Below are 16,794 nucleotides of genomic sequence, written 5' to 3'. Positions count from 1 at the left end.
GTCACCACCAGGGGGTACACCCATATAAATCCACCTCAGAGCCGGCCAAAGAGCATGACCACGTCGTCGAAGTCCAGCCGGGAGTTGCCGTTGAAGTCATAGTACCCCCCCTGACCCTGCTGATCGATCCAGTCCATCTGGTTGAAGAGGAGGACCACATCGACGAAGTCCTGCTGCCCGTTCCCGTTCAGGTCCTCGCAGTGGCCGTCATGGTCCGGGTCGAGCGGGGCGGCGGCCTGGCCCGGGAGGAGAGTCGGCTCAACCCGGGTGAGAGAGAACTGGTCCAGGTTCTGCCCGTCCCCGTCGAACCGGAGTGTCAGGAGAACGGTGCCGGCCAGAAAAATCTCCGCCGATCCATGCAGATACCGGTCAAAACTCCCAGTCTGAGGCACAAGGACCGTACCGAGTTGAGTGCTGTTCTGCAGCAGGGTAACAGAACGGCCCGCTTCCGGGCTCGATACGACCAGATCGACCCGATATACGCCGGGCGTGGTCACGTTCAGCCGGTACCTGGCCCATTCCCCGTCCCGGACATAACAGAGGGCATAACCGGTGCCACCACCGATCCCCTCGATGTCGACCCCGTCAGTCCGGTAGGCACCCCCCAGATTGGTCGGCGTGGTGTCATGATATCCAACTCCCTCACCGCCGGCGTCATAGTCCTCGGCCTGGACGGTTCCCGGGATCTGATGAAGGGGAGGGATCACCGTCGGGGAGGTCGTGATTGGGGTGACCGGCACCTGCCCGTCCTGCCAGCCGGCGAGGCGGGCCCAGAGGGTCCAGGCCGCATAAGCCTTCCGGTTCGCGTTCAACGGCTCGGTATGCGCTGCATCGCATTGGTACCAGTCAACGCCCTCGGTGTGCCGGTCCTGCCAGGCGGTAGCCCAGTTCCCGCCGTTATAGGTACAGCCGTCGTCTGCCCCGCGGCTCAGGTACTCGTTTCCGTCGGGGTCGTAACTCTCGATGTCGGCGAAGTCGTAGAGCACTTTGTTCTGCGCCCTGCAGAACTGCCGGATCTGGTTGTTCCGCTGGTTCAGGTTTCCGGATACGCCGGTCCCGTCCAGGTGGCCGGTCATGTACACAAACGCGACATCCGGATAGTCGGCCTCGAGGTTGTCCATCAGGGAGAGATAGGTATCGACATCTGACGGAGTCGCCCAGGAGAGTTCTCCACACCAGGACCAGATCACGACATTGGTCTCATGATGATTGTTCAGGTAGTTCCTGGTCATCGTAGCCCAGGAGGTGAAGTCAGGATTGCCGAGATCATTCCAGACCCCCTGCTCGTCAAGGTCCAGCGCCCCGCCGGTTCCGCCATTGTTCCAGGCGTACATGGATCCGGGGTACGGAGCATGGGTGAAGGAGACCAGGCCGGTCATCCCGGTCGTCAGTTGGGAGCCGTGCGAGGTGTGGCCGTACACGATATGGAGATCCTCCTTCGCCAGGGCGATAGCCGTTCCGGGGAGAGCGGTCAGGTCCGTCGCGGTATGGTCGATGATCAGCGGCGCAGTCCTGGCCCCCTCAGTCTGCAGCCCTGCGCTGACCGGAGCGATCAGAAGGAGCAGCAGGATGAAAAGCACATCCTGTTTGGACATAGAAGATACAGAACCGGGCATCAGATAAATTCTCGGATCCGCGAGGACCGGCGGACCAGGTCAGAGAAGATTTCAAACCGAGAGAAAAAAAAGAGAGATGGTTTCCAGAGGCCGCATTAAACGAATGCAGTGCTCAGTTCCGGCCATGAGGGTGCTTGGCAGGGTGCGCCTTCTTGGCAGGTGACCTGACTGAACTCTCGACCCGTTCCGCGGGTGCACTCTTCTCAGCGGGCATACTCTTGGTTGGTACCGTCTCACGGCCCTTGTTTTTGGACATTCCGTAGTTCCTCGATGTCGACATGTGTCGACAGAAGGGAATACCCGGTAAGGGTGTATATAACTATGGATACAGGACCCCTCAACCGGGTTGGTAACCCGACGATCGGTTCGATGGGGCAATCCCCTGCCAGTGTGGTACAGGGTCTGATGAGGTGGACCGATCCCATCCGGACGTTCCCGGATACCCCAGCACGGACGGAGTTCTGACGGCGTTAACACGCCAGACAAGGTGATAGGGGTTCCCCTTTAGAACCCATGAGAACCCGAAAAGAACCTGTAAGAACCCCGGATTCTGGCCGCAGATACGGAAGATAGAAGAGGGAACCCCACCAACGCATCACCATGAAGTTCTCGGTAAGCATTCCAGACGATATCATTGCGCTCATCGATGCCAGGGCATCAACAGAGGGCGTGACCAGGACCGAATGGATCCGACAGATCGTCACCCTGGCCTGCACCCGGGCAGAGGAGCGCGAAGTTCCTGATAACCCCATCGATCGCACCGACATCCCCGACATCCCCTCTGAAAGCACCCTTGAGAACCCCTATAGAACCCCAAAGAACCCGGATACATCCCTGCAGATCACTGACCTCGAAGCGGAAGTGAGGCGGTTGGGAGGACTGCTCGAGGAGAAGGACCAGCGGATCGCTGACCTCAAGGGGATCAGCGACCGGCTCCTTGACCAGGGGGAGCGGTACCAGGTCCTGCTGCAGCAGCAACAGCAGGCCAGGATCCAGGCCGGCCCCTCCCTTCCCGAACCATCAGTATCAGCCCGGCCTCCCTGGTGGAGATTCTGGGAATAATCTGCATACACCATGGCAGCAGGGACAAACTAAAAAGGTACGGGATCAGCTCTGTGACTCCTCGACCGGCGTCACAGACCCCAGTCCCCAGTCATCATAAGCCCGGAATGAGAATTGAACTCATCTTCTCCGATCTGCAGTCGGACGCATAGCCTCTCTGCCATCCGGGCACTCTCTGTCGTGCCTGTCACACGCTGATACTCCTGTTGATCGTCTCCAGACATATACCCTCAGAATCCGGTGATTTTTGCCGGGAAGGAGGGAGGGGACGGTCACCATTTATTGATAGGGAGATCTATGGATACAGTCCCGACATTCTTCCAATACCAGAGAAGGTCGGGGTTTCCTGGAAGACGAAATGAAAAGTAAACAGGAACTCGCAGGGATCCTGCGACAGAAGAGGCAGGCGGTGTTGATCGTCAACACCCACTCGAGGAAAGGTGAGAAACTCTTCCAGAGAGCCCGGGATCTCCTGCAATCCAGAGGCATCGATGTCGTTGCATCCCACCCGGTCAGAGACCCGGGATTACTGAGAGAGGTCATTCTCCAGGTGATCGGAGAGGGGCACACGCTCATCATCGTTGGGGGTGGTGATGGAACCTTCAACACCGTCATCGACCTCTTCGTTCACCGCGACCTGGTGCTCGGGGTTCTACCCCTGGGAACGGCCAACAACTTTGCCAGGTCCATGGGCATCCCGATGAACCTGGAAGGGGCGGTGGATGCCATCGTGCAGGGAAAGGTGGTGGATGTGGACCTCGGGATGATCAATGGTCAGTACTTTATCAACGTCGCATCGATCGGATTCTCACGAGACATCATATCGGCAACCCCGCGACGCCTGAAACGGTATCTCGGGATCGCATCGTACCTGCTGTATGAGACAAAATATCTGATCTCCCTGGACCTCTTCAGGTGCACGATCAGACTGGAGAGAGAGACCGTGGAGGTCGACACCCGACAGGTGATCATTGCGAACGGCGGTTTTTATGGAACTCGAAAATTCTCCCCAGATGCCCATATCGACAACGGGACCCTGATCATCTTCATGATGGACTCCCTGAGCAGATGGCAGGGGCTGAAGTTCTGGATCGGTTACATCCTCGGACATCACCTGAAGTTCCCCGAATCGCGCCTATACAAGACCGAATCCGCCATCATTGAGACCGAACCACGAAAATACGTTATAATCGGGGGTGAAAAGACCGTCAGGACACCGATTCAGGTGAAGATCGATCCCGCCGCGGTGAAGATCATGGCGCCGGCCTCATTCCATGACCATGATGAACGGCGAGAAGAGGAGACACCCGCTCCGGCGACAGAGGAAAAAGAGTCCGGATATGATCCTGACCGGTACTTCATCTGAACCGGGCAAGGAGAACCCGGTCTTTCGATCGGGGAGTTGTCGTCACTGGCCCGCATCCCGGCAGAGAAATGCGAAGAACCCGATAAAACCCTCGAAAGCACCCCTCGGAACCCGTAAAGAACCTCAAAGAACCCCCAAGAGTTCTCACAGGGATCAGGTGACTGTCCCCTGCCATCATAAGCCCGGAATGAGAATTGAACTCATCTTCTCCGATCTGCAGTCGGACGCATAGCCTCTCTGCCATCCGGGCATCTTCGTGTCTGTCACACGCTGATACTACTGTTGATCGTCTCCAGACATATACTCTCAGAATTCGGTGATTTTTGCCGGGAAGGAGAGAGCAGGCGGTCTTGATCGTCAACACCCGCTCGAAGAAGGGTGAAAACTCTTCAGGTGCACGATCACCCTGGGGACAGAGACCAGAGTGATCGACACCAGACAGTTGTTGATCATGGCAAACGGCAGTTTTTATGGAACCCGTAAATTTTCTCCGGACGCCCATATCGACAACGGGACCCTGATCATCTTCCTGATGGACTCCCTCGGCAGATGGCAGGGGCTGAAGTTCTGGATCGGCTTCTTCGTTGGACGTCACCTGACCTTTCCGGAATCGCGATGATACAAAACCGAATCGACAGTTGTTGAGACAGAACCGCCAAAATTCGTCATAATTGGAGATGAAAAGACTATCAGGACACCGATTCGGGTGAAGATCGATCCCACAGCCGTGAAGGTTATGGCGCCGGCCCCATTCCTGGACCATGATGAACGTGAAAAAAGGGAGACCCCCCGTGCCGTCGACCATTGAAGATTCGAAAATATCGCGGCCAGTTCCGATTACCACGTCGATCAACTCCAGGTCAGACTCATCCCTGAACGATAAATCCTGTCTAAAGAGAGAAGGGAACAGGCCTTTGCCCGTTCAGGCCGGGGTCGTTGACACCACCCCTTCAGGCGCTGCCTTGAGCCCGTAGAGGCTCTGACGGGCATCGGGGATATAAAACCGGACAGAGAGGATACCCACGTCACGCAGCCTTCCGATCGCGTACCGAACCGTCCGGGAAGGGAGCGTGGTCCTTTCAATCAGGTCCTTCTGGGTCAGTGCACCATCCGATTCAAGCACCCTATATACGAGCTTGGCCGAAGGCGGGAGGTTGATTATGCGGTCTTTCGGGCTGTCGCCCAGGATCTCACGTGCGGAGACAAAAACGATCACTCATGACGTATCACAGTAACTGGTTGAAGTTCACAATTGTTAACTTTTTCGATCCCTCCTGTCCCATCAACCAGCAGCACCAGGCAGGTGAGCGGTTGATCAGGAACGGGCCCGTCTCTCTTTCAACAGACCCCAGTACCGGTTCCTCGCCACATCCGGGAAGAAGAACGCACAGAGGGTGAGAGTCTCGTCACCTGCGGTGATCGTATGATTGACCCCGGGGGGTATTCCGTAGGATTGGCCCGGTTTGACCTGAATTTCATCCTCCCCCATCAGAAACACCCCGCTCCCTTCCAGGATCATGTTCCACTCCCACTGGTCGGCATGGACATGATCCGGAACCGCGGCCTGCCGTTCCACCCGGACAAGATGATAACTGAACGAGCCACGGGTCTCCCCGGAGGAGACCAGGTCCTTTAAAAAAACCCCGGCCAGACGGGAATGAGGAACCCAGGGGATCGCAGATGCATGAATCAGTGCGTGGGGGAGGATCACAGAACCATTTTCGATATCAGTGTGCATCCGCAGTTCTTTCATATCCACCAACCTGATCATTCCAGGATCGTATGAGGCGCGGCCCTCACAAATCCGATCGATCTCAATGAAAGTAATGGATGCTAAGCATTAGAATCCTTTGCTCACCAGGAAGAAAAATTCCCCCCATGATCCGATAGCTGTTCAGAAAGAACACATGGATTGTTGGAAATTCCCGCCACACAGACCGGCCAGGCTCCCTGCCCCTGCGCGCCGGCATGCGAAATAACATAAAAAGACTCAATACGCTGCATGATCATAGTCATGGTCTGATTACTATGGCAGACTGTATCATCGTAAGTACCCCGTTTGTGCCCGGATATAAGATCACGAAGAATATTGGGTTCACCTGGGGCCTGATCGTTCGGAGTCGGGGGCTCGGGGGGAACATCGTCGCCGGCCTCAGAACGATCACCGGAGGGGAGATCCATGAGTACACCGAGCTCCTCAACGAATCGCGAGCCCAGGCCATCGAACGGATGAAGGATCATGCAACCACGATGGGGGCCAACGCAGTCATCAGCGTCGGATTCGACTCTTCAGAGATCGGTCAGTCGATGACCGAGGTGCTGGCCTACGGCACCGCGGTGATCATCGAGCCCGAGACAGCCCCGTCCAACCCTGTCAGGCTCACCTGATACGAAGAGAGCCGGGGAGAAACTCGTATCAGCATGACGCGAGCGTGGGTTATCGGCTCTTCCCGGATACTTCCCGTATGTCATGGAGGGTCAGGCCATGACCGGGTCGATCTCTCCTTTCTCCTTCAGCTGGAATAGGATCATCACGATGAGTGAGAGGGGGAGAGCAATGACCAGGGGGTCGACGACTGACCAGGGAAGACCGAGAACGGATTGAGAGCCGGTCAGGAACTGAGAAATTCCGAGCGTCTTCGCCTCTGCTGTATGGACAAATGCCGTCCAGACAAACCAGGTGACCGCACCGGTGAGCATACTCCACACTGCTCCGGACCGGGATGGATGGTGAGCATAGACCCCGACCGCAAAAGCGGGGAGGAATGCCGAGGCGCACAGGCCCATAAACATTGCCGTTGCCCTGGCGATGATACCTGCCGGCAGAGCGAAAGCGAGGATGACACTGATCACGACCATGACCAGACATCCGATCTGGTTTGCCCTGACTGACATCGTACAGGCACGGCCTCGCCCCCAGATATCACAGACGAGCGCAGTTCCCATGGTGTGATAGAGCGATGACAGGGTCGACATGGCTGCAGAGAGGAGGGTGAGCATGAATATGATCACAAAGAGGTCGGGCATCGCGTCATTGATGTAGATCGGCATGATAGAATCGACGTTTCCTCCTGCCGCATCGATCGCTATCTTTCCGGCATGCTGCATGAAGTAGACATTGGTGAGTGCACCGACGGAGAATGCAACTCCGGTCATCATCAGGATGAACGGTCCGCCAATGAGCACAGCACGGTTGAGAGACCGGTTGTCCTTCGCGGTCATAAACCTGACCACCAGTTGAGGCTGGGCCAGAACCCCGATCCCCACACCAAGAACCAGAGTGGTGATCAGGGTGAACCAGATGGGGGATCCCAGTGCCGGCATCGATGCCCAGCCGGTCATTCCCTGAGCGCTCAGGGTGGCGGGAACCAGATCTGACATCGCCGCGAGTGCGGTGTGTGCGGCAGTTACGCCACCGAGGTAGACATAGGTGAGCACCAGAAGAATAGCCATACCAAAGAGCATGATCGCCCCCTGAAATGCGTCCGTGTACATGACCGCGATAAGTCCGCCGTACATGACATAGACCGCCACAATAACGGCGAAGATGAGGAGTGCAGTTGTGTAGGAGATATTGAGGGTCGGCTCGAGAAAACGCGCACCACCGATGAGAACCGCTGCAGTGTACAGCGGCATGCTGATGATGATGATCAGGCCGCTCAGAAACTGGAGCCCGGGGCTCTTGAATATCTTTCCCATCAGGTCAGGGAAGGTTACTGCACCGGTCTTGAGCCCCTTCTCCCGGGTTTTCTTACCGAATACTACAAAGGCCAGCAGGATTCCTATTCCAATATTAAAGACGGTAAGCCAGATGAGACCCATCCCAAGATTTGCAGCAACTCCGCCAAATCCTACAATCGCCGAGGTTGAGATGAAGGTGGCACCATACGAGAGGGCGATGATGACCGGGTGGCTGTCCCTCCCGGCAAGCAGATAATCCTCTGCCTCGTGTGTCCGCCGGTACCCGAGATACCCGAGAACCAGGGTTATTGCCACGTACACAAAGACGAGCACTCCGGTCGTAACGGGATCAGCTGCCATCCTTTGCTCCCTCCCGATTCCAGTTCAGAAGTCCGTACACGATACATGCGATTGCGAGTCCTATGGACAGGACGTAGCCAAGAATTATGGCCGGATCAGTGATTCCAAATAATGATAACATGGTTCTCCAAAACCTTCGGTAAACTGTCAGCGTTGTCGATACCAGGGGATCGGAATAATTCCGGTCCCCTATCTAAACACGAAGAAAATTGAGGATGAAATGAATCCACCGGTGTAAATGGTACAAATTTGCATCGGCTTACCTACTTCGCATGGGATCTTTCAGTATTTAAGATAATGGGTGGCATGGTGTATGCAAAAAGGGGCACGCGGTCCTGTATCGAAGAGGGGGAGATCACCGGATCTCATCCACCCGGGTTGTGACGGACCGATCGGTGATGATCCTGAAATAGTCCGTCGACGATGGTACTACAGGGACGTGACCGATGCAGGAGAAGATCGAGAGGATAATCGCGTACGTACAGACAGTCTTTGAGGAGTCCGGGTCGCACGGGTTCGACCATACACTCCGGGTTACCCGGCTCTGCGAACGGTTGGGGGAAGATGAAGGAGCCGATATGAGGGTGGTACTTCCAGCAGCCCTGCTGCACGACATCGCTCGCCCCCTCGAAGAGGAGCAGGGAGTCGCCCATGAGAAGGCTGGGGCGCTGATCGCAGATGAGTTCCTCAGGTCGATCGGGTATGATGAGACCCTGATCCCGAAGATCACCCACGCCATACGGACACACCGGTACCGTTCCGAGAACCGGCCTGAGACTCTGGAGGCGATGGTCCTTTCCGATGCGGACAAGCTGGACGCGATGGGTGCGATCGGCATCGCCCGGGCGTTCATGCAGGCCGGTGAACGGAACAGGACGATGACGGACGCCATCGATCATATCCATGAAAAACTGTTGAAGTTGAAGGGGATGATGTACACCCGGGGCGCCCGGGGGATCGCCGAGGAGCGGCAGACGGTGTTGAACGATTTTTTAAGGGCCTTCGAGGCCGAACTTCACCTGCCCTGAGTGGAGCATCTCTTCTGGGGGCTCATCGGGAGAGCCAGGTGGAGAGGTCGGCCTGGTCCAGGCCGGGGCCGGCCCCTCTTCTGACCGCCAGCCCCTCGTCACGGGCGTACCGCGTCACCGCAGCGAGGGCTGTCTGCCAGGGAATGACCGGAAACGGGTCGGAGAATCCACGGGTGACCCGGTACCGGATCGGTCGATCAGGCGTGAAGGATGGGTGCTCGCCAAAGATCAGCGCATGCTTGGAGCAGGTGAAGACCTCGAACGCAGGGGAACCCCGGGTGAGCGACTCCGAACCGGCGAACTGGGTGATCGGCCGGGTCCAGGCCCCTTGCCGGTCGAGTTTGAAGAAGCCTTTCCCCCCCTTCTCCCCGGTCACCACCGGACAGAGCAGAAAGACTGGATCGTCGAGGAGGGAGAGGTGCTCCTCGTCGTCGATATCCAGGCAGCAGATCGTGTAGTGATCCGTGGTCGGATAGTTCATGTCGATCGAGATGGAGAGAACTTCGGGCCCCCACCGTCTGACCCCGGGGGCCTGCCAGAACTGTTCGATCGCGGCGAGCCGTTCTGGCGTCGGGAGATGGAACGAGTCCCGGACCTCCCTGCCGAACCGCTCGCGGCCGAACCGTGCGAGGAGGGCCGAGGCCGACGGGGGGCGATCCTGGTAGACTCCATAGCGTGAGATCGCAGAGACCGGGCTCTTGGAACGGGGCCGGCAGGGAATTGCGGTGATCCCACTGGCAGAGAGCCAGTCGAGGACCGGGCCAGCGGCGGAGAGGTGACGGTCCATCATCTACTCCTCAGGGGATTCCGCCGGGGACGGCCAGGCCGCGATCAGGAGGATGGCGGCGCCACTGCCGATGATCGACTCGCTGAACCGGAGGCCGGCGTTGACGACCGGGTTCAGGTCGGGGTTCAGGAACGAGATCACCATGATCACCCCGACGGTCAGGGCGGCGAGGCGGGAGTGGCCCGGGACATGAAGCTCCTGGCAGATCAGGACGGTCAGGCCGATCGTGACCGCCATCCCGAACGGGTTGAACGGCAGGAACGAGAGGTAGAGAGCGCTTATCACCGCCCCGATCAGCGACCCGAGGATCCGGAGCCATGCGGTGTCGATGGTGCCCTGCCGGGTCTCCTGCATCACCACGATCCCCGAGATCATCGACCAGAGCGCCCCGGTGGTCGTCAAGAAGGGTGTTTCGGAGAACGATCCCGTGAGAAAGTACGCCCCGAAGTAGGCCAGCAGGGATACGAGCGAGTACTGGACGGCGATGGTGACGTTCTGGACCTGTCCACTCATGGTTCACCATACCTCTCTTTCGACGCTCGGAAAAAATGTCGGATCGGGTATCATCAGTCCCCGGGATCGGCCGGCCTGATCGGATCTCCCGGTCCGGATTACAAAGCGAAATTGCTATCTGTTCGCTTCATCCATCCTCCCCCATGCATCAGTTTCTCCGTGACACCCTCGGGCTGGGACTGGCCTTCTGGCTGATCGGGTACCTCCTCTCGCTCGTCCTCTACTTCATCGTGCCGCCCGGGACCATGGGCTGGATCCTCTTTGTCGTGCTGACGCCGGTGATGATCGGCGTCACCTGGCGATGGTTTCGGGGCCGCGAACTGCCGTTCGTCCATTACCTGCAGGTCGCAGTCGCCTGGACCGTGATCGCCATGGTGGGCGACTATCTCTTCATTGTGCTCCTCTTCTCATCCCAATCCTACTACCAGGCCGACGTAATCGTCTACTATCTTGTGACATTCCTGATCCCTCTGGGCGTTGGGATTGGACTGATCAGGAGAGATCAGAACCGGATCGGTCTCTGATCCAGATCACACACATTTTGTAGATCAAAAAGGGGGGTTTTCGGGAACGTCGCCCTGGAGAGGGTAATAGATGCGGTCAGAGCCGGGCAGGGGAACCGTCGAGAGAGTGGTGTTCGGGTTGTCGAGCGGGTTCGCTCTGATCTGCCGGGAGGAGATCGTGTACAGCACGTCCCCGATGAAGAGGGAACGCTTCACCTCATAGGGGGAACTGCCGTAGTACGAGTACGCGCCCTCCCCGGTCCCGTGCTGGACCGTCCCTTCCAACTGGAACCCGATCTCGGGGGTGACGGAGAAGACGTAGACCCCGTACCAGACCTGCTGCCGGCTGATGGAGGAGTCCCCACCGCTGCCCCGGGCCGGCGACACCGCCCTGACCGGGATCACGAGCAGGTTCCTGCTCGTGATGAAGAGGAACGCGTGGTGGTCGGAGAGGGCAGCCGAGTCGGAGCCGGCGTCCCCGATCTGCACCGAATCGACCTGTCTCGGACTGGCCACATCAGAGACATCGAAGAGGGCGAGCTTGACCCCCGAGGTGGAGACCCCGCCCCAGTCGGTGGTCGCCGTCTCCTTGCCGATACCGATGATATGGGTGGCGTCATACGGGTGAAGATAGTCGGAGTACCCGGGAACCTTCAGCTCTCCAAGGACCTTCGGCTTCTCCGGTGTTGCGAGGTCGATGACGAAGAAGGGGTCGACCCGCCGGAAGGTGACCAGGTACACCCGGTCACCGACGAACCGGGTGGCATAGATCGTCTCCTGGCCGGCGATATGCGTCAGTGCACCGATCTGTTCCATCTCCCCGTTCAGGACGAAGACGTTGCTGTACGTGTACTGTCCTGAGCGGGTGAAGATACTGGACGTGGTGGCCACGCGGAGGGTGCTGTTGTACTCGTCCATCGAGAACTGGTTCTTCACGACCCCCGGCACCTCCCCCTTCGCCAGATACGTGATCGTGCCCTTCTGAATCGCAATCTTATGGATCACGGTGGTGGTCTGGTCCGCCTCCTGCGCTCTGAGGGCCTCCTCTTCGGCGGCTCTGAGACGAGCGAGGATCACCTGCCGCTGCTCGGCGCTCTGGGTGTTGAAGTCTGACGGGACCGGGGCCACCGCTGCCGATGCACCGGACGATGAGGTGCCCGGAGAACCCGAAGAGGTGCCCGATGCAACCCCGGATGAGGTCGAAAACCCGGAAGAACCCCCGGTGGAACCTGTTGAATTACCCGAAGAACCCGTTACAGAACCCCCGGAACCCGCACTCCCGGTGAGGGATGCCGGCTGCGGCTGGACGATGCCGGTACCTTTCTGCAGAGGATGAACGGCCGGGCGGTACTGCTGGAAACTGACATAGATCGCCTCATGCGAGACAGAGAGGGTGGTTCCGCTGCCGAGCAGGTAGGTCTGGGCATCCTTCTCGTTCCCGCTCGTCGCATCGAGGGCGGTGATGGTGGTGAAGGTGTACTGCCGGTCGGGATTGTCGAAGTACCAGACATCCGGCTGGACGACGGTCCTTGTGCCTTCACGGAGTGCCGGGATGACAATCGGGTCGTCAGGGTACGGGAAGATCTGCTCCCGGGTGACCAGGTAGACGAACGAGTCGATCATTCGGGCATCGAGGTACTCCCCGTCGATCGTATAGTCCTTCATCACCTTCGGATTCTTCTGGTCCGTGATGTCGTAGACGACCGCATGGGTGACCGGGGAGTACCTCCGTATCGGTGGTGCCGGAGCGATCGCCCCTCCGACACCCGTCGGTGAGGAGACCCCCGCCGCTGCCGATCCCCCTGACCCCGCGGTGAAGAGGACGAGCCGGTCATCAGCCACGAAGAGGTCACGGGGGGTGTCGGCAAGGTCGGTCCTCCAGACGACCGAGGCGTTCGCCGCCGGGTACGCGTCGACGATCACCAGCGCCGACCCTGCTATCGTGTAGATGTACCGCTCGTCGTTCTTCACGATGTCCGGCTCGTCCACCCCGGCCACCTGGACATTCGTCCGCGAGTAGTCGACGGCCCCGGCGTCGGTACCTGCCGAGGCCGGGACGGCCATGCTGTCCTTGATGGCTCCCTCCCCGACCGGCTGCGTCCCGCCGATCGACCCGGCCGCCCGGAGGTACTGCTCGATCTCGGCGGTGGAATTGAACTTCTTCAGATCTTTGAGATCCTTCTGGTCCGCAGGTGCCGGCGTGGGAGTGACGGTGCACCCCGAGGCAAGGACTCCCATGACAAGGAGGAAGGCGACGAGGAGGACAGGTCTCGAATGCGACATGATCAGATGCAGAATATGGAGAGGTGAGGTGATCAAGCTGGCGGTGCGTGCAACCATGCGGGGAGAGACGGGGGGCCGTCGACTCCCCTTCCCCTACAGTCGGAACCCCGGGACCGTGTCGAAGAGGTCCTGGTAGAGTTTGGAGAAGAGGGCGGTGTACCCGGCTGCCCGTTCGGTTGCGGCATAGGTGGTCTTCTCTCCCTCTACGATCCTCACCAGGTACCCCCTGCCGACCAGGAACTCCAGGTACTCCTGCCCGGCCCTGGAGTTGAGATCACAGCGGTTGATGATCCCGGTGAACGACCTCGGGGTTCTGCAGAAGACAAGGATCTCCCAGTAGATCTCGTAGGGGGTCCGCCTTCCGCTCATGGGCTGTACTGCTCCATCGTTCTCTGGAGTTCTGCTTCCGACCGGGTGATCTCCTCCATCCGCCGGTCCCAGACCGAGGAGTACTTCCAGAAGAGGTACGAGTTGAGGAGACTGACCAGACCCATACAGAGGGTGATCAGTGCCGATGGGAGGAGGAGGGAATTGAGGAGGTCGACCCGGAACGTCCCGGAGCTCACCCCCGTGGAGACGAACTCGACGCTGTTCAGGATCCCGAGCACGAGGAAACAGCAGCCACCCAGGGTGCAGACGAGGATCATCTGCTCGATGACCTGTTTGTTCTCCCGGTAATGGGTGATCATCCTGACGATCAGCCCGGTGACCTCCTCCTCTGTACCCTGACCGGCCAGGGCCGTCGAAGCCTCCCTGATCTCCTCTATTCCACCAAAGATCCTGGCGCTGGCGGTGATCCATTTCAGTCCCAGCAGAAATGCCAGGACCGCAATGACGAGGATCACCGGCGATGCGTTGGCAGGGAGGCCGGCCCTGAGGCCCTCGGCCATCGAGGTGGCCTGCTGGACGATGATGGTGACTCCAAAAGCCATCGTCAGTGCGGCGAAGACCAGGTTCAGCAGGGAGAGGGTGAAGAACGTCCGGAGTTCACCCTTGAACTGTTCACGCAGATGCTTGTTCATGGCGGCTTTCACTGGTCTCATTGTTCGCGTGGTTATGATAAATAGAACCATGAATCTGAAATACATAGCAGCAGTCCGCCCGGGCTCCGGGCCTTCGCCGGCCGCAGGAAGCGAACAATTGTCCGGGAATCCCCCTGCCAGGTACAATACGTTCCGGCAAGGAAAAACCAGAAACCGCCGGATATCATCCAGAAATAGTTTTACTGCGAGATCTGGATTTAAATTGCAAAAATTATATATGCAATAAAATATATCTCTCGTCATTCACTGAGGTCACTGGAGTCGACCAGAGATGAGGTGCGAGGCGGTTCTGGCAGAACCTCATGAAGGAGGTGATCTGATCGATGTTTTATTTTGCCCCAGGAGATGCGATCGTCAGTAAGGAGGAGTACTATGAGACCATTCAAGCCGGAAAACTGTCAGTATTCGGCCCCGGCCAGGGTCCACAGAAACAGATGCTGAGTGTCGCGTTTTCGACCGGGAATCTGACCTCAGGGAACTATATCCCCTTTGAACCGATTGGTATCGGTAAGCCGCTGACCATCATGATCCGTCAGATCTACACCGGCACGTATCCACGATCCCTCCTGGGTCCACTGGGTTCAAGCACGTCAATGCTGGTGACATCTGCCGTGAAGAGTATCACCAGTTTCGAGGCGAAGCCCCGTGCACTCAACTTCCTGGTGGATAAGGTATCCCCCAAAACCACCCTGGTGCGTCCGCCGGTGAGCTCGCAGGGAACTCCCTATGTCTTCTATTCACCAGCCCTTATCGAGAATTCTCTCACTCTTGATCTTTCAATGATCTTTGATACCTTTCCCCAGCAGTTCTTCACGACGATGAGCACTGCTTTCCTGGCTGTTGCCGGAATTCCTCTCTTCCTCCCCTCCAGCACGTATATCCTGGGCCTGAGTGCGATCGCAAAACTCGTCGGCAACGCCGGGGAATCACTCTTCGATGGCAGACCGGCATTCTCAACATCTGAAGGGCTGGACTTTCTCCTCCCCGGTGCACCATCGGTTCCAAGCGGTTTCGGGCTGGTAACGGATCAGAATGTGGACAGGCTGGATCCATCGTTCCGGGAGAATTATCATATCGATAAGACCGGCCAGGTCGTCGACATAACGGGTAAAGCATATGATGGAGACGTCCCGTTCATTGTCATCAGTCTGGATGGGACCGAGAATAAAAACCTCACGTCTTTTACCCAGGTTGCCGCGAGTGCTGCAATCCTCTCACGGTTCTATGGCATGAAGGAGGGTCAGCAGCAGGCGCCCGACACCCTGATCGAAGCGATAAGGATCTACAATGACCTGAATTACAGGACCCGGGTCGACAGACTCGATCATGAAATCATGAATCCCGGGCAGATGTCTGCGAATGAATTGAAACGTAAACGGGATGAACGGGACGCACTGGCGAAGAATATCATCACCGATCTGCTGAAGAAATCGTAGATGTACATCGGTGGGGTGGTGCCGGCCGGACATCCGGAAGGCAGGGGCGGGAGGTGACCGGGTTATGCCACTCCGGTGAAGCGGAACAACCCGTGTGGCACCAGGATCTCAAACCGTGCACTCCTGCCGGGTTCACCGGTCTCCCGGATACTCATCCGGGAACATTCGAGAATATCGTGCACAAAGGCGATGCAGTAATCCTGGGCCCTGACGACCTCTCGCGTGAAGAGATCCTCCTTCCTGTTGTGGGGAAGGCCGGCACTGTTGTCCTCATAGACGAGGTGCAGACCATCCGGCACCTCTGTGCAGGTGATCCTGACCTCGGGATCCGTGCTCTGGTTCTTCAGGGTATATTCGATCAGGAGGGCGAACATCTTGTCAAGGGTCGGGTCACAGAAGATCTCCAGGTGGTCGAGATCAAGGCCGATCCTGAACAGATCGCCTCCACTTCGGGATAAAACCCGGCGGACCGCATCCTCAACATTCATCCACTGGCGGGGAAGTGTTCCAATCTTCTGGTACTCGGTCGTATACTGGAGCAGGTCATGGATCTGTTTGAGCAGCCGCTCCTCTGCTTCGATGAATGCCATCCCCTTCTTATCTGAGATCAGATCCTTTGAAAGGTCGACATATCCCCGTATACCGTTAATTTTGTTCTGGATCTCATGCCAGGCGACGATATTCATGAGGTCGAGCTTCTTGCGAGTGAGGGCGAACTGATGTTCCAGTCGTTTTCGGTCGGTGATATCAGTGATAACATATGCAAATCGTGGATACCCGCATACCGACACGCACAGGTACCTGACCGTTGCAGAGAAGGTTCGTTCATCTTCATCGAACCACAGGATGTATTCAAAGGAGACAGGCTCGTCCAGGGATCGGCTCTCCACGCAGTGCCGGATCCAGGTATGATTGTGCCGCACGAGATCATTCGTACCCGGCATGATCCGGGGTCGGGAAGTCCCCTTTTTCTGTTTCAGAAATCCAGAAGTGCTTGGATTATCAGTGATGTCAATGATATCATTGTCGACGACTTCGGCAATGCCCCGAAAGACACCGGGGGAGTCAATGACACTCTGAAGGCCGGGGGTAGTATCCATCAGCAGATAATCTGCG

Annotated in this window: 19 protein-coding genes and 2 tRNA genes; 7 read left to right on the top strand and 14 right to left on the bottom strand. The window is 57.8% G+C overall.

From position 1 onward, the window contains the following. Nucleotides 1-35 precede the first annotated feature (35 nt). Both ACFKSJ_RS10930 and ACFKSJ_RS10925 read right to left on the bottom strand, forming a co-directional pair. Nucleotides 36-1,595, bottom strand: a complete 1,560-nt coding sequence (locus ACFKSJ_RS10930; RefSeq protein ID WP_440949830.1) for a carbohydrate-binding protein — start codon at nucleotides 1,593-1,595, stop codon at nucleotides 36-38. A gap of 133 nt (nucleotides 1,596-1,728) precedes the next feature. Further along, nucleotides 1,729-1,872 (bottom strand): hypothetical protein, encoded by a 144-nt coding sequence (locus tag ACFKSJ_RS10925; protein ID WP_440949829.1) that lies wholly within the window; start codon nucleotides 1,870-1,872, stop codon nucleotides 1,729-1,731. Between the two features lie 344 nt (nucleotides 1,873-2,216). Here ACFKSJ_RS10925 and ACFKSJ_RS10920 point away from each other — a divergent pair, with 344 nt between their 5' ends. Next, nucleotides 2,217-2,678 carry a ribbon-helix-helix protein, CopG family gene (locus ACFKSJ_RS10920; protein WP_440949828.1) on the top strand — a complete coding sequence of 154 codons (462 nt, stop codon included), beginning with the start codon at nucleotides 2,217-2,219 and terminating at the stop codon, nucleotides 2,676-2,678. A 99-nt stretch (nucleotides 2,679-2,777) separates the two neighbouring features. Here the strand turns inward: ACFKSJ_RS10920 and ACFKSJ_RS10915 are convergent. Next, nucleotides 2,778-2,848: transfer RNA gene (locus tag ACFKSJ_RS10915), tRNA-Cys, on the bottom strand. 188 nt (nucleotides 2,849-3,036) lie between these two features. Between ACFKSJ_RS10915 and ACFKSJ_RS10910 the strand changes: the two genes are divergently transcribed. Then, nucleotides 3,037-4,044 carry a diacylglycerol/lipid kinase family protein gene (locus ACFKSJ_RS10910; protein WP_440949827.1) on the top strand — a complete coding sequence of 336 codons (1,008 nt, stop codon included), beginning with the start codon at nucleotides 3,037-3,039 and terminating at the stop codon, nucleotides 4,042-4,044. A gap of 179 nt (nucleotides 4,045-4,223) precedes the next feature. Here the strand turns inward: ACFKSJ_RS10910 and ACFKSJ_RS10905 are convergent. Further along, nucleotides 4,224-4,294 (bottom strand) — tRNA-Cys (locus ACFKSJ_RS10905). 174 nt (nucleotides 4,295-4,468) lie between these two features. Here ACFKSJ_RS10905 and ACFKSJ_RS10900 point away from each other — a divergent pair. Continuing rightward, nucleotides 4,469-4,663: a hypothetical protein gene (locus tag ACFKSJ_RS10900; protein WP_440949826.1), complete on the top strand. Its 195-nt coding sequence runs from the start codon at nucleotides 4,469-4,471 to the stop codon at nucleotides 4,661-4,663. 303 nt (nucleotides 4,664-4,966) lie between these two features. On the opposite strand, the gene ACFKSJ_RS10895 is transcribed toward ACFKSJ_RS10900, so the two are convergent. Both ACFKSJ_RS10895 and ACFKSJ_RS10890 read right to left on the bottom strand, forming a co-directional pair. Next, the gene (locus tag ACFKSJ_RS10895) at nucleotides 4,967-5,167 is read right to left on the bottom strand and encodes a hypothetical protein (protein ID WP_440949825.1); all 201 of its coding nucleotides are present in this window, start codon (nucleotides 5,165-5,167) and stop codon (nucleotides 4,967-4,969) included. A gap of 192 nt (nucleotides 5,168-5,359) precedes the next feature. Beyond that, the gene (locus tag ACFKSJ_RS10890; RefSeq protein ID WP_440949824.1) at nucleotides 5,360-5,797 is read right to left on the bottom strand and encodes a cupin domain-containing protein; all 438 of its coding nucleotides are present in this window, start codon (nucleotides 5,795-5,797) and stop codon (nucleotides 5,360-5,362) included. 275 nt (nucleotides 5,798-6,072) lie between these two features. Between ACFKSJ_RS10890 and ACFKSJ_RS10885 the strand changes: the two genes are divergently transcribed. Continuing rightward, the gene (locus ACFKSJ_RS10885; RefSeq protein WP_440949823.1) at nucleotides 6,073-6,432 is read left to right on the top strand and encodes a heavy metal-binding domain-containing protein; all 360 of its coding nucleotides are present in this window, start codon (nucleotides 6,073-6,075) and stop codon (nucleotides 6,430-6,432) included. A gap of 90 nt (nucleotides 6,433-6,522) precedes the next feature. Here ACFKSJ_RS10885 and ACFKSJ_RS10880 read toward each other — a convergent pair whose 3' ends face one another. Further along, entirely contained in the window at nucleotides 6,523-8,085 is a 1,563-nt protein-coding gene (locus ACFKSJ_RS10880) for a sodium:solute symporter family protein (RefSeq protein WP_440949822.1), read from the bottom strand. Next, entirely contained in the window at nucleotides 8,075-8,206 is a 132-nt protein-coding gene (locus tag ACFKSJ_RS10875; protein WP_440949821.1) for a symporter small accessory protein, read from the bottom strand. The genes ACFKSJ_RS10880 and ACFKSJ_RS10875 overlap by 11 nt, the downstream gene beginning before the upstream one ends. A gap of 325 nt (nucleotides 8,207-8,531) precedes the next feature. Between ACFKSJ_RS10875 and ACFKSJ_RS10870 the strand changes: the two genes are divergently transcribed. After that, nucleotides 8,532-9,113 (top strand): HD domain-containing protein, encoded by a 582-nt coding sequence (locus tag ACFKSJ_RS10870; RefSeq protein WP_440949820.1) that lies wholly within the window; start codon nucleotides 8,532-8,534, stop codon nucleotides 9,111-9,113. 22 nt (nucleotides 9,114-9,135) lie between these two features. Here the strand turns inward: ACFKSJ_RS10870 and ACFKSJ_RS10865 are convergent, their stop codons facing one another. Together ACFKSJ_RS10865 and ACFKSJ_RS10860 are read right to left on the bottom strand one after the other, a co-directional pair. Next, entirely contained in the window at nucleotides 9,136-9,903 is a 768-nt protein-coding gene (locus ACFKSJ_RS10865; RefSeq protein ID WP_440949819.1) for a hypothetical protein, read from the bottom strand. Beyond that, nucleotides 9,904-10,413, bottom strand: coding sequence for an FUSC family protein (locus ACFKSJ_RS10860; protein WP_440949818.1), 510 nt, complete (start codon nucleotides 10,411-10,413; stop codon nucleotides 9,904-9,906). Nucleotides 10,414-10,556: 143 nt separating this feature from the next. Here ACFKSJ_RS10860 and ACFKSJ_RS10855 point away from each other — a divergent pair, with 143 nt between their 5' ends. Beyond that, nucleotides 10,557-10,937 (top strand): hypothetical protein, encoded by a 381-nt coding sequence (locus tag ACFKSJ_RS10855; RefSeq protein ID WP_440949817.1) that lies wholly within the window; start codon nucleotides 10,557-10,559, stop codon nucleotides 10,935-10,937. Nucleotides 10,938-10,961: 24 nt separating this feature from the next. On the opposite strand, the gene ACFKSJ_RS10850 is transcribed toward ACFKSJ_RS10855, so the two are convergent. The 3 genes from ACFKSJ_RS10850 to ACFKSJ_RS10840 all read right to left on the bottom strand — a co-directional run bounded on the left by ACFKSJ_RS10850 (nucleotide 10,962) and on the right by ACFKSJ_RS10840 (nucleotide 14,242). Beyond that, nucleotides 10,962-13,199: a beta-propeller domain-containing protein gene (locus tag ACFKSJ_RS10850; RefSeq protein WP_440949816.1), complete on the bottom strand. Its 2,238-nt coding sequence runs from the start codon at nucleotides 13,197-13,199 to the stop codon at nucleotides 10,962-10,964. Between the two features lie 93 nt (nucleotides 13,200-13,292). Beyond that, entirely contained in the window at nucleotides 13,293-13,568 is a 276-nt protein-coding gene (locus tag ACFKSJ_RS10845; protein ID WP_440949815.1) for a winged helix-turn-helix domain-containing protein, read from the bottom strand. Continuing rightward, nucleotides 13,565-14,242 carry a hypothetical protein gene (locus tag ACFKSJ_RS10840; protein ID WP_440949814.1) on the bottom strand — a complete coding sequence of 226 codons (678 nt, stop codon included), beginning with the start codon at nucleotides 14,240-14,242 and terminating at the stop codon, nucleotides 13,565-13,567. The genes ACFKSJ_RS10845 and ACFKSJ_RS10840 overlap by 4 nt, the downstream gene beginning before the upstream one ends. Nucleotides 14,243-14,565: 323 nt before the next feature. On the opposite strand from ACFKSJ_RS10840, the gene ACFKSJ_RS10835 reads away from it, so the two are divergent. Beyond that, nucleotides 14,566-15,678: a hypothetical protein gene (locus tag ACFKSJ_RS10835; protein ID WP_440949813.1), complete on the top strand. Its 1,113-nt coding sequence runs from the start codon at nucleotides 14,566-14,568 to the stop codon at nucleotides 15,676-15,678. A gap of 62 nt (nucleotides 15,679-15,740) precedes the next feature. On the opposite strand, the gene ACFKSJ_RS10830 is transcribed toward ACFKSJ_RS10835, so the two are convergent. Further along, the gene (locus ACFKSJ_RS10830) at nucleotides 15,741-16,778 is read right to left on the bottom strand and encodes a hypothetical protein (RefSeq protein ID WP_440949812.1); all 1,038 of its coding nucleotides are present in this window, start codon (nucleotides 16,776-16,778) and stop codon (nucleotides 15,741-15,743) included. Nucleotides 16,779-16,794: the final 16 nt, after the last annotated feature.

The organism is Methanosphaerula subterraneus (assembly GCF_052055875.1).
Taxonomy (GTDB): Archaea; Halobacteriota; Methanomicrobia; order Methanomicrobiales; family Methanospirillaceae; genus Methanosphaerula; species Methanosphaerula subterraneus.
This window is presented reverse-complemented; position numbering and strand designations above follow the sequence as displayed.

Bases quoted from the DNA above. Each gene is read 5' to 3' on its own strand.
- ACFKSJ_RS10930 (WP_440949830.1), bottom strand. From the start codon at position 1,595: ATGTCCAAACAGGATGTGCTTTTCATCCTGCTGCTCCTTCTGATCGCT.
- ACFKSJ_RS10925 (WP_440949829.1), bottom strand. From the start codon at position 1,872: ATGTCCAAAAACAAGGGCCGTGAGACGGTACCAACCAAGAGTATGCCC.
- ACFKSJ_RS10920 (WP_440949828.1), top strand. From the start codon at position 2,217: ATGAAGTTCTCGGTAAGCATTCCAGACGATATCATTGCGCTCATCGAT.
- ACFKSJ_RS10910 (WP_440949827.1), top strand. From the start codon at position 3,037: ATGAAAAGTAAACAGGAACTCGCAGGGATCCTGCGACAGAAGAGGCAG.
- ACFKSJ_RS10890 (WP_440949824.1), bottom strand. From the start codon at position 5,797: ATGAAAGAACTGCGGATGCACACTGATATCGAAAATGGTTCTGTGATC.
- ACFKSJ_RS10885 (WP_440949823.1), top strand. From the start codon at position 6,073: ATGGCAGACTGTATCATCGTAAGTACCCCGTTTGTGCCCGGATATAAG.
- ACFKSJ_RS10880 (WP_440949822.1), bottom strand. From the start codon at position 8,085: ATGGCAGCTGATCCCGTTACGACCGGAGTGCTCGTCTTTGTGTACGTG.
- ACFKSJ_RS10875 (WP_440949821.1), bottom strand. From the start codon at position 8,206: ATGTTATCATTATTTGGAATCACTGATCCGGCCATAATTCTTGGCTAC.
- ACFKSJ_RS10870 (WP_440949820.1), top strand. From the start codon at position 8,532: ATGCAGGAGAAGATCGAGAGGATAATCGCGTACGTACAGACAGTCTTT.
- ACFKSJ_RS10865 (WP_440949819.1), bottom strand. From the start codon at position 9,903: ATGATGGACCGTCACCTCTCCGCCGCTGGCCCGGTCCTCGACTGGCTC.
- ACFKSJ_RS10860 (WP_440949818.1), bottom strand. From the start codon at position 10,413: ATGAGTGGACAGGTCCAGAACGTCACCATCGCCGTCCAGTACTCGCTC.
- ACFKSJ_RS10855 (WP_440949817.1), top strand. From the start codon at position 10,557: ATGCATCAGTTTCTCCGTGACACCCTCGGGCTGGGACTGGCCTTCTGG.
- ACFKSJ_RS10850 (WP_440949816.1), bottom strand. From the start codon at position 13,199: ATGTCGCATTCGAGACCTGTCCTCCTCGTCGCCTTCCTCCTTGTCATG.
- ACFKSJ_RS10845 (WP_440949815.1), bottom strand. From the start codon at position 13,568: ATGAGCGGAAGGCGGACCCCCTACGAGATCTACTGGGAGATCCTTGTC.
- ACFKSJ_RS10840 (WP_440949814.1), bottom strand. From the start codon at position 14,242: ATGAGACCAGTGAAAGCCGCCATGAACAAGCATCTGCGTGAACAGTTC.
- ACFKSJ_RS10835 (WP_440949813.1), top strand. From the start codon at position 14,566: ATGTTTTATTTTGCCCCAGGAGATGCGATCGTCAGTAAGGAGGAGTAC.
- ACFKSJ_RS10830 (WP_440949812.1), bottom strand. From the start codon at position 16,778: ATGGATACTACCCCCGGCCTTCAGAGTGTCATTGACTCCCCCGGTGTC.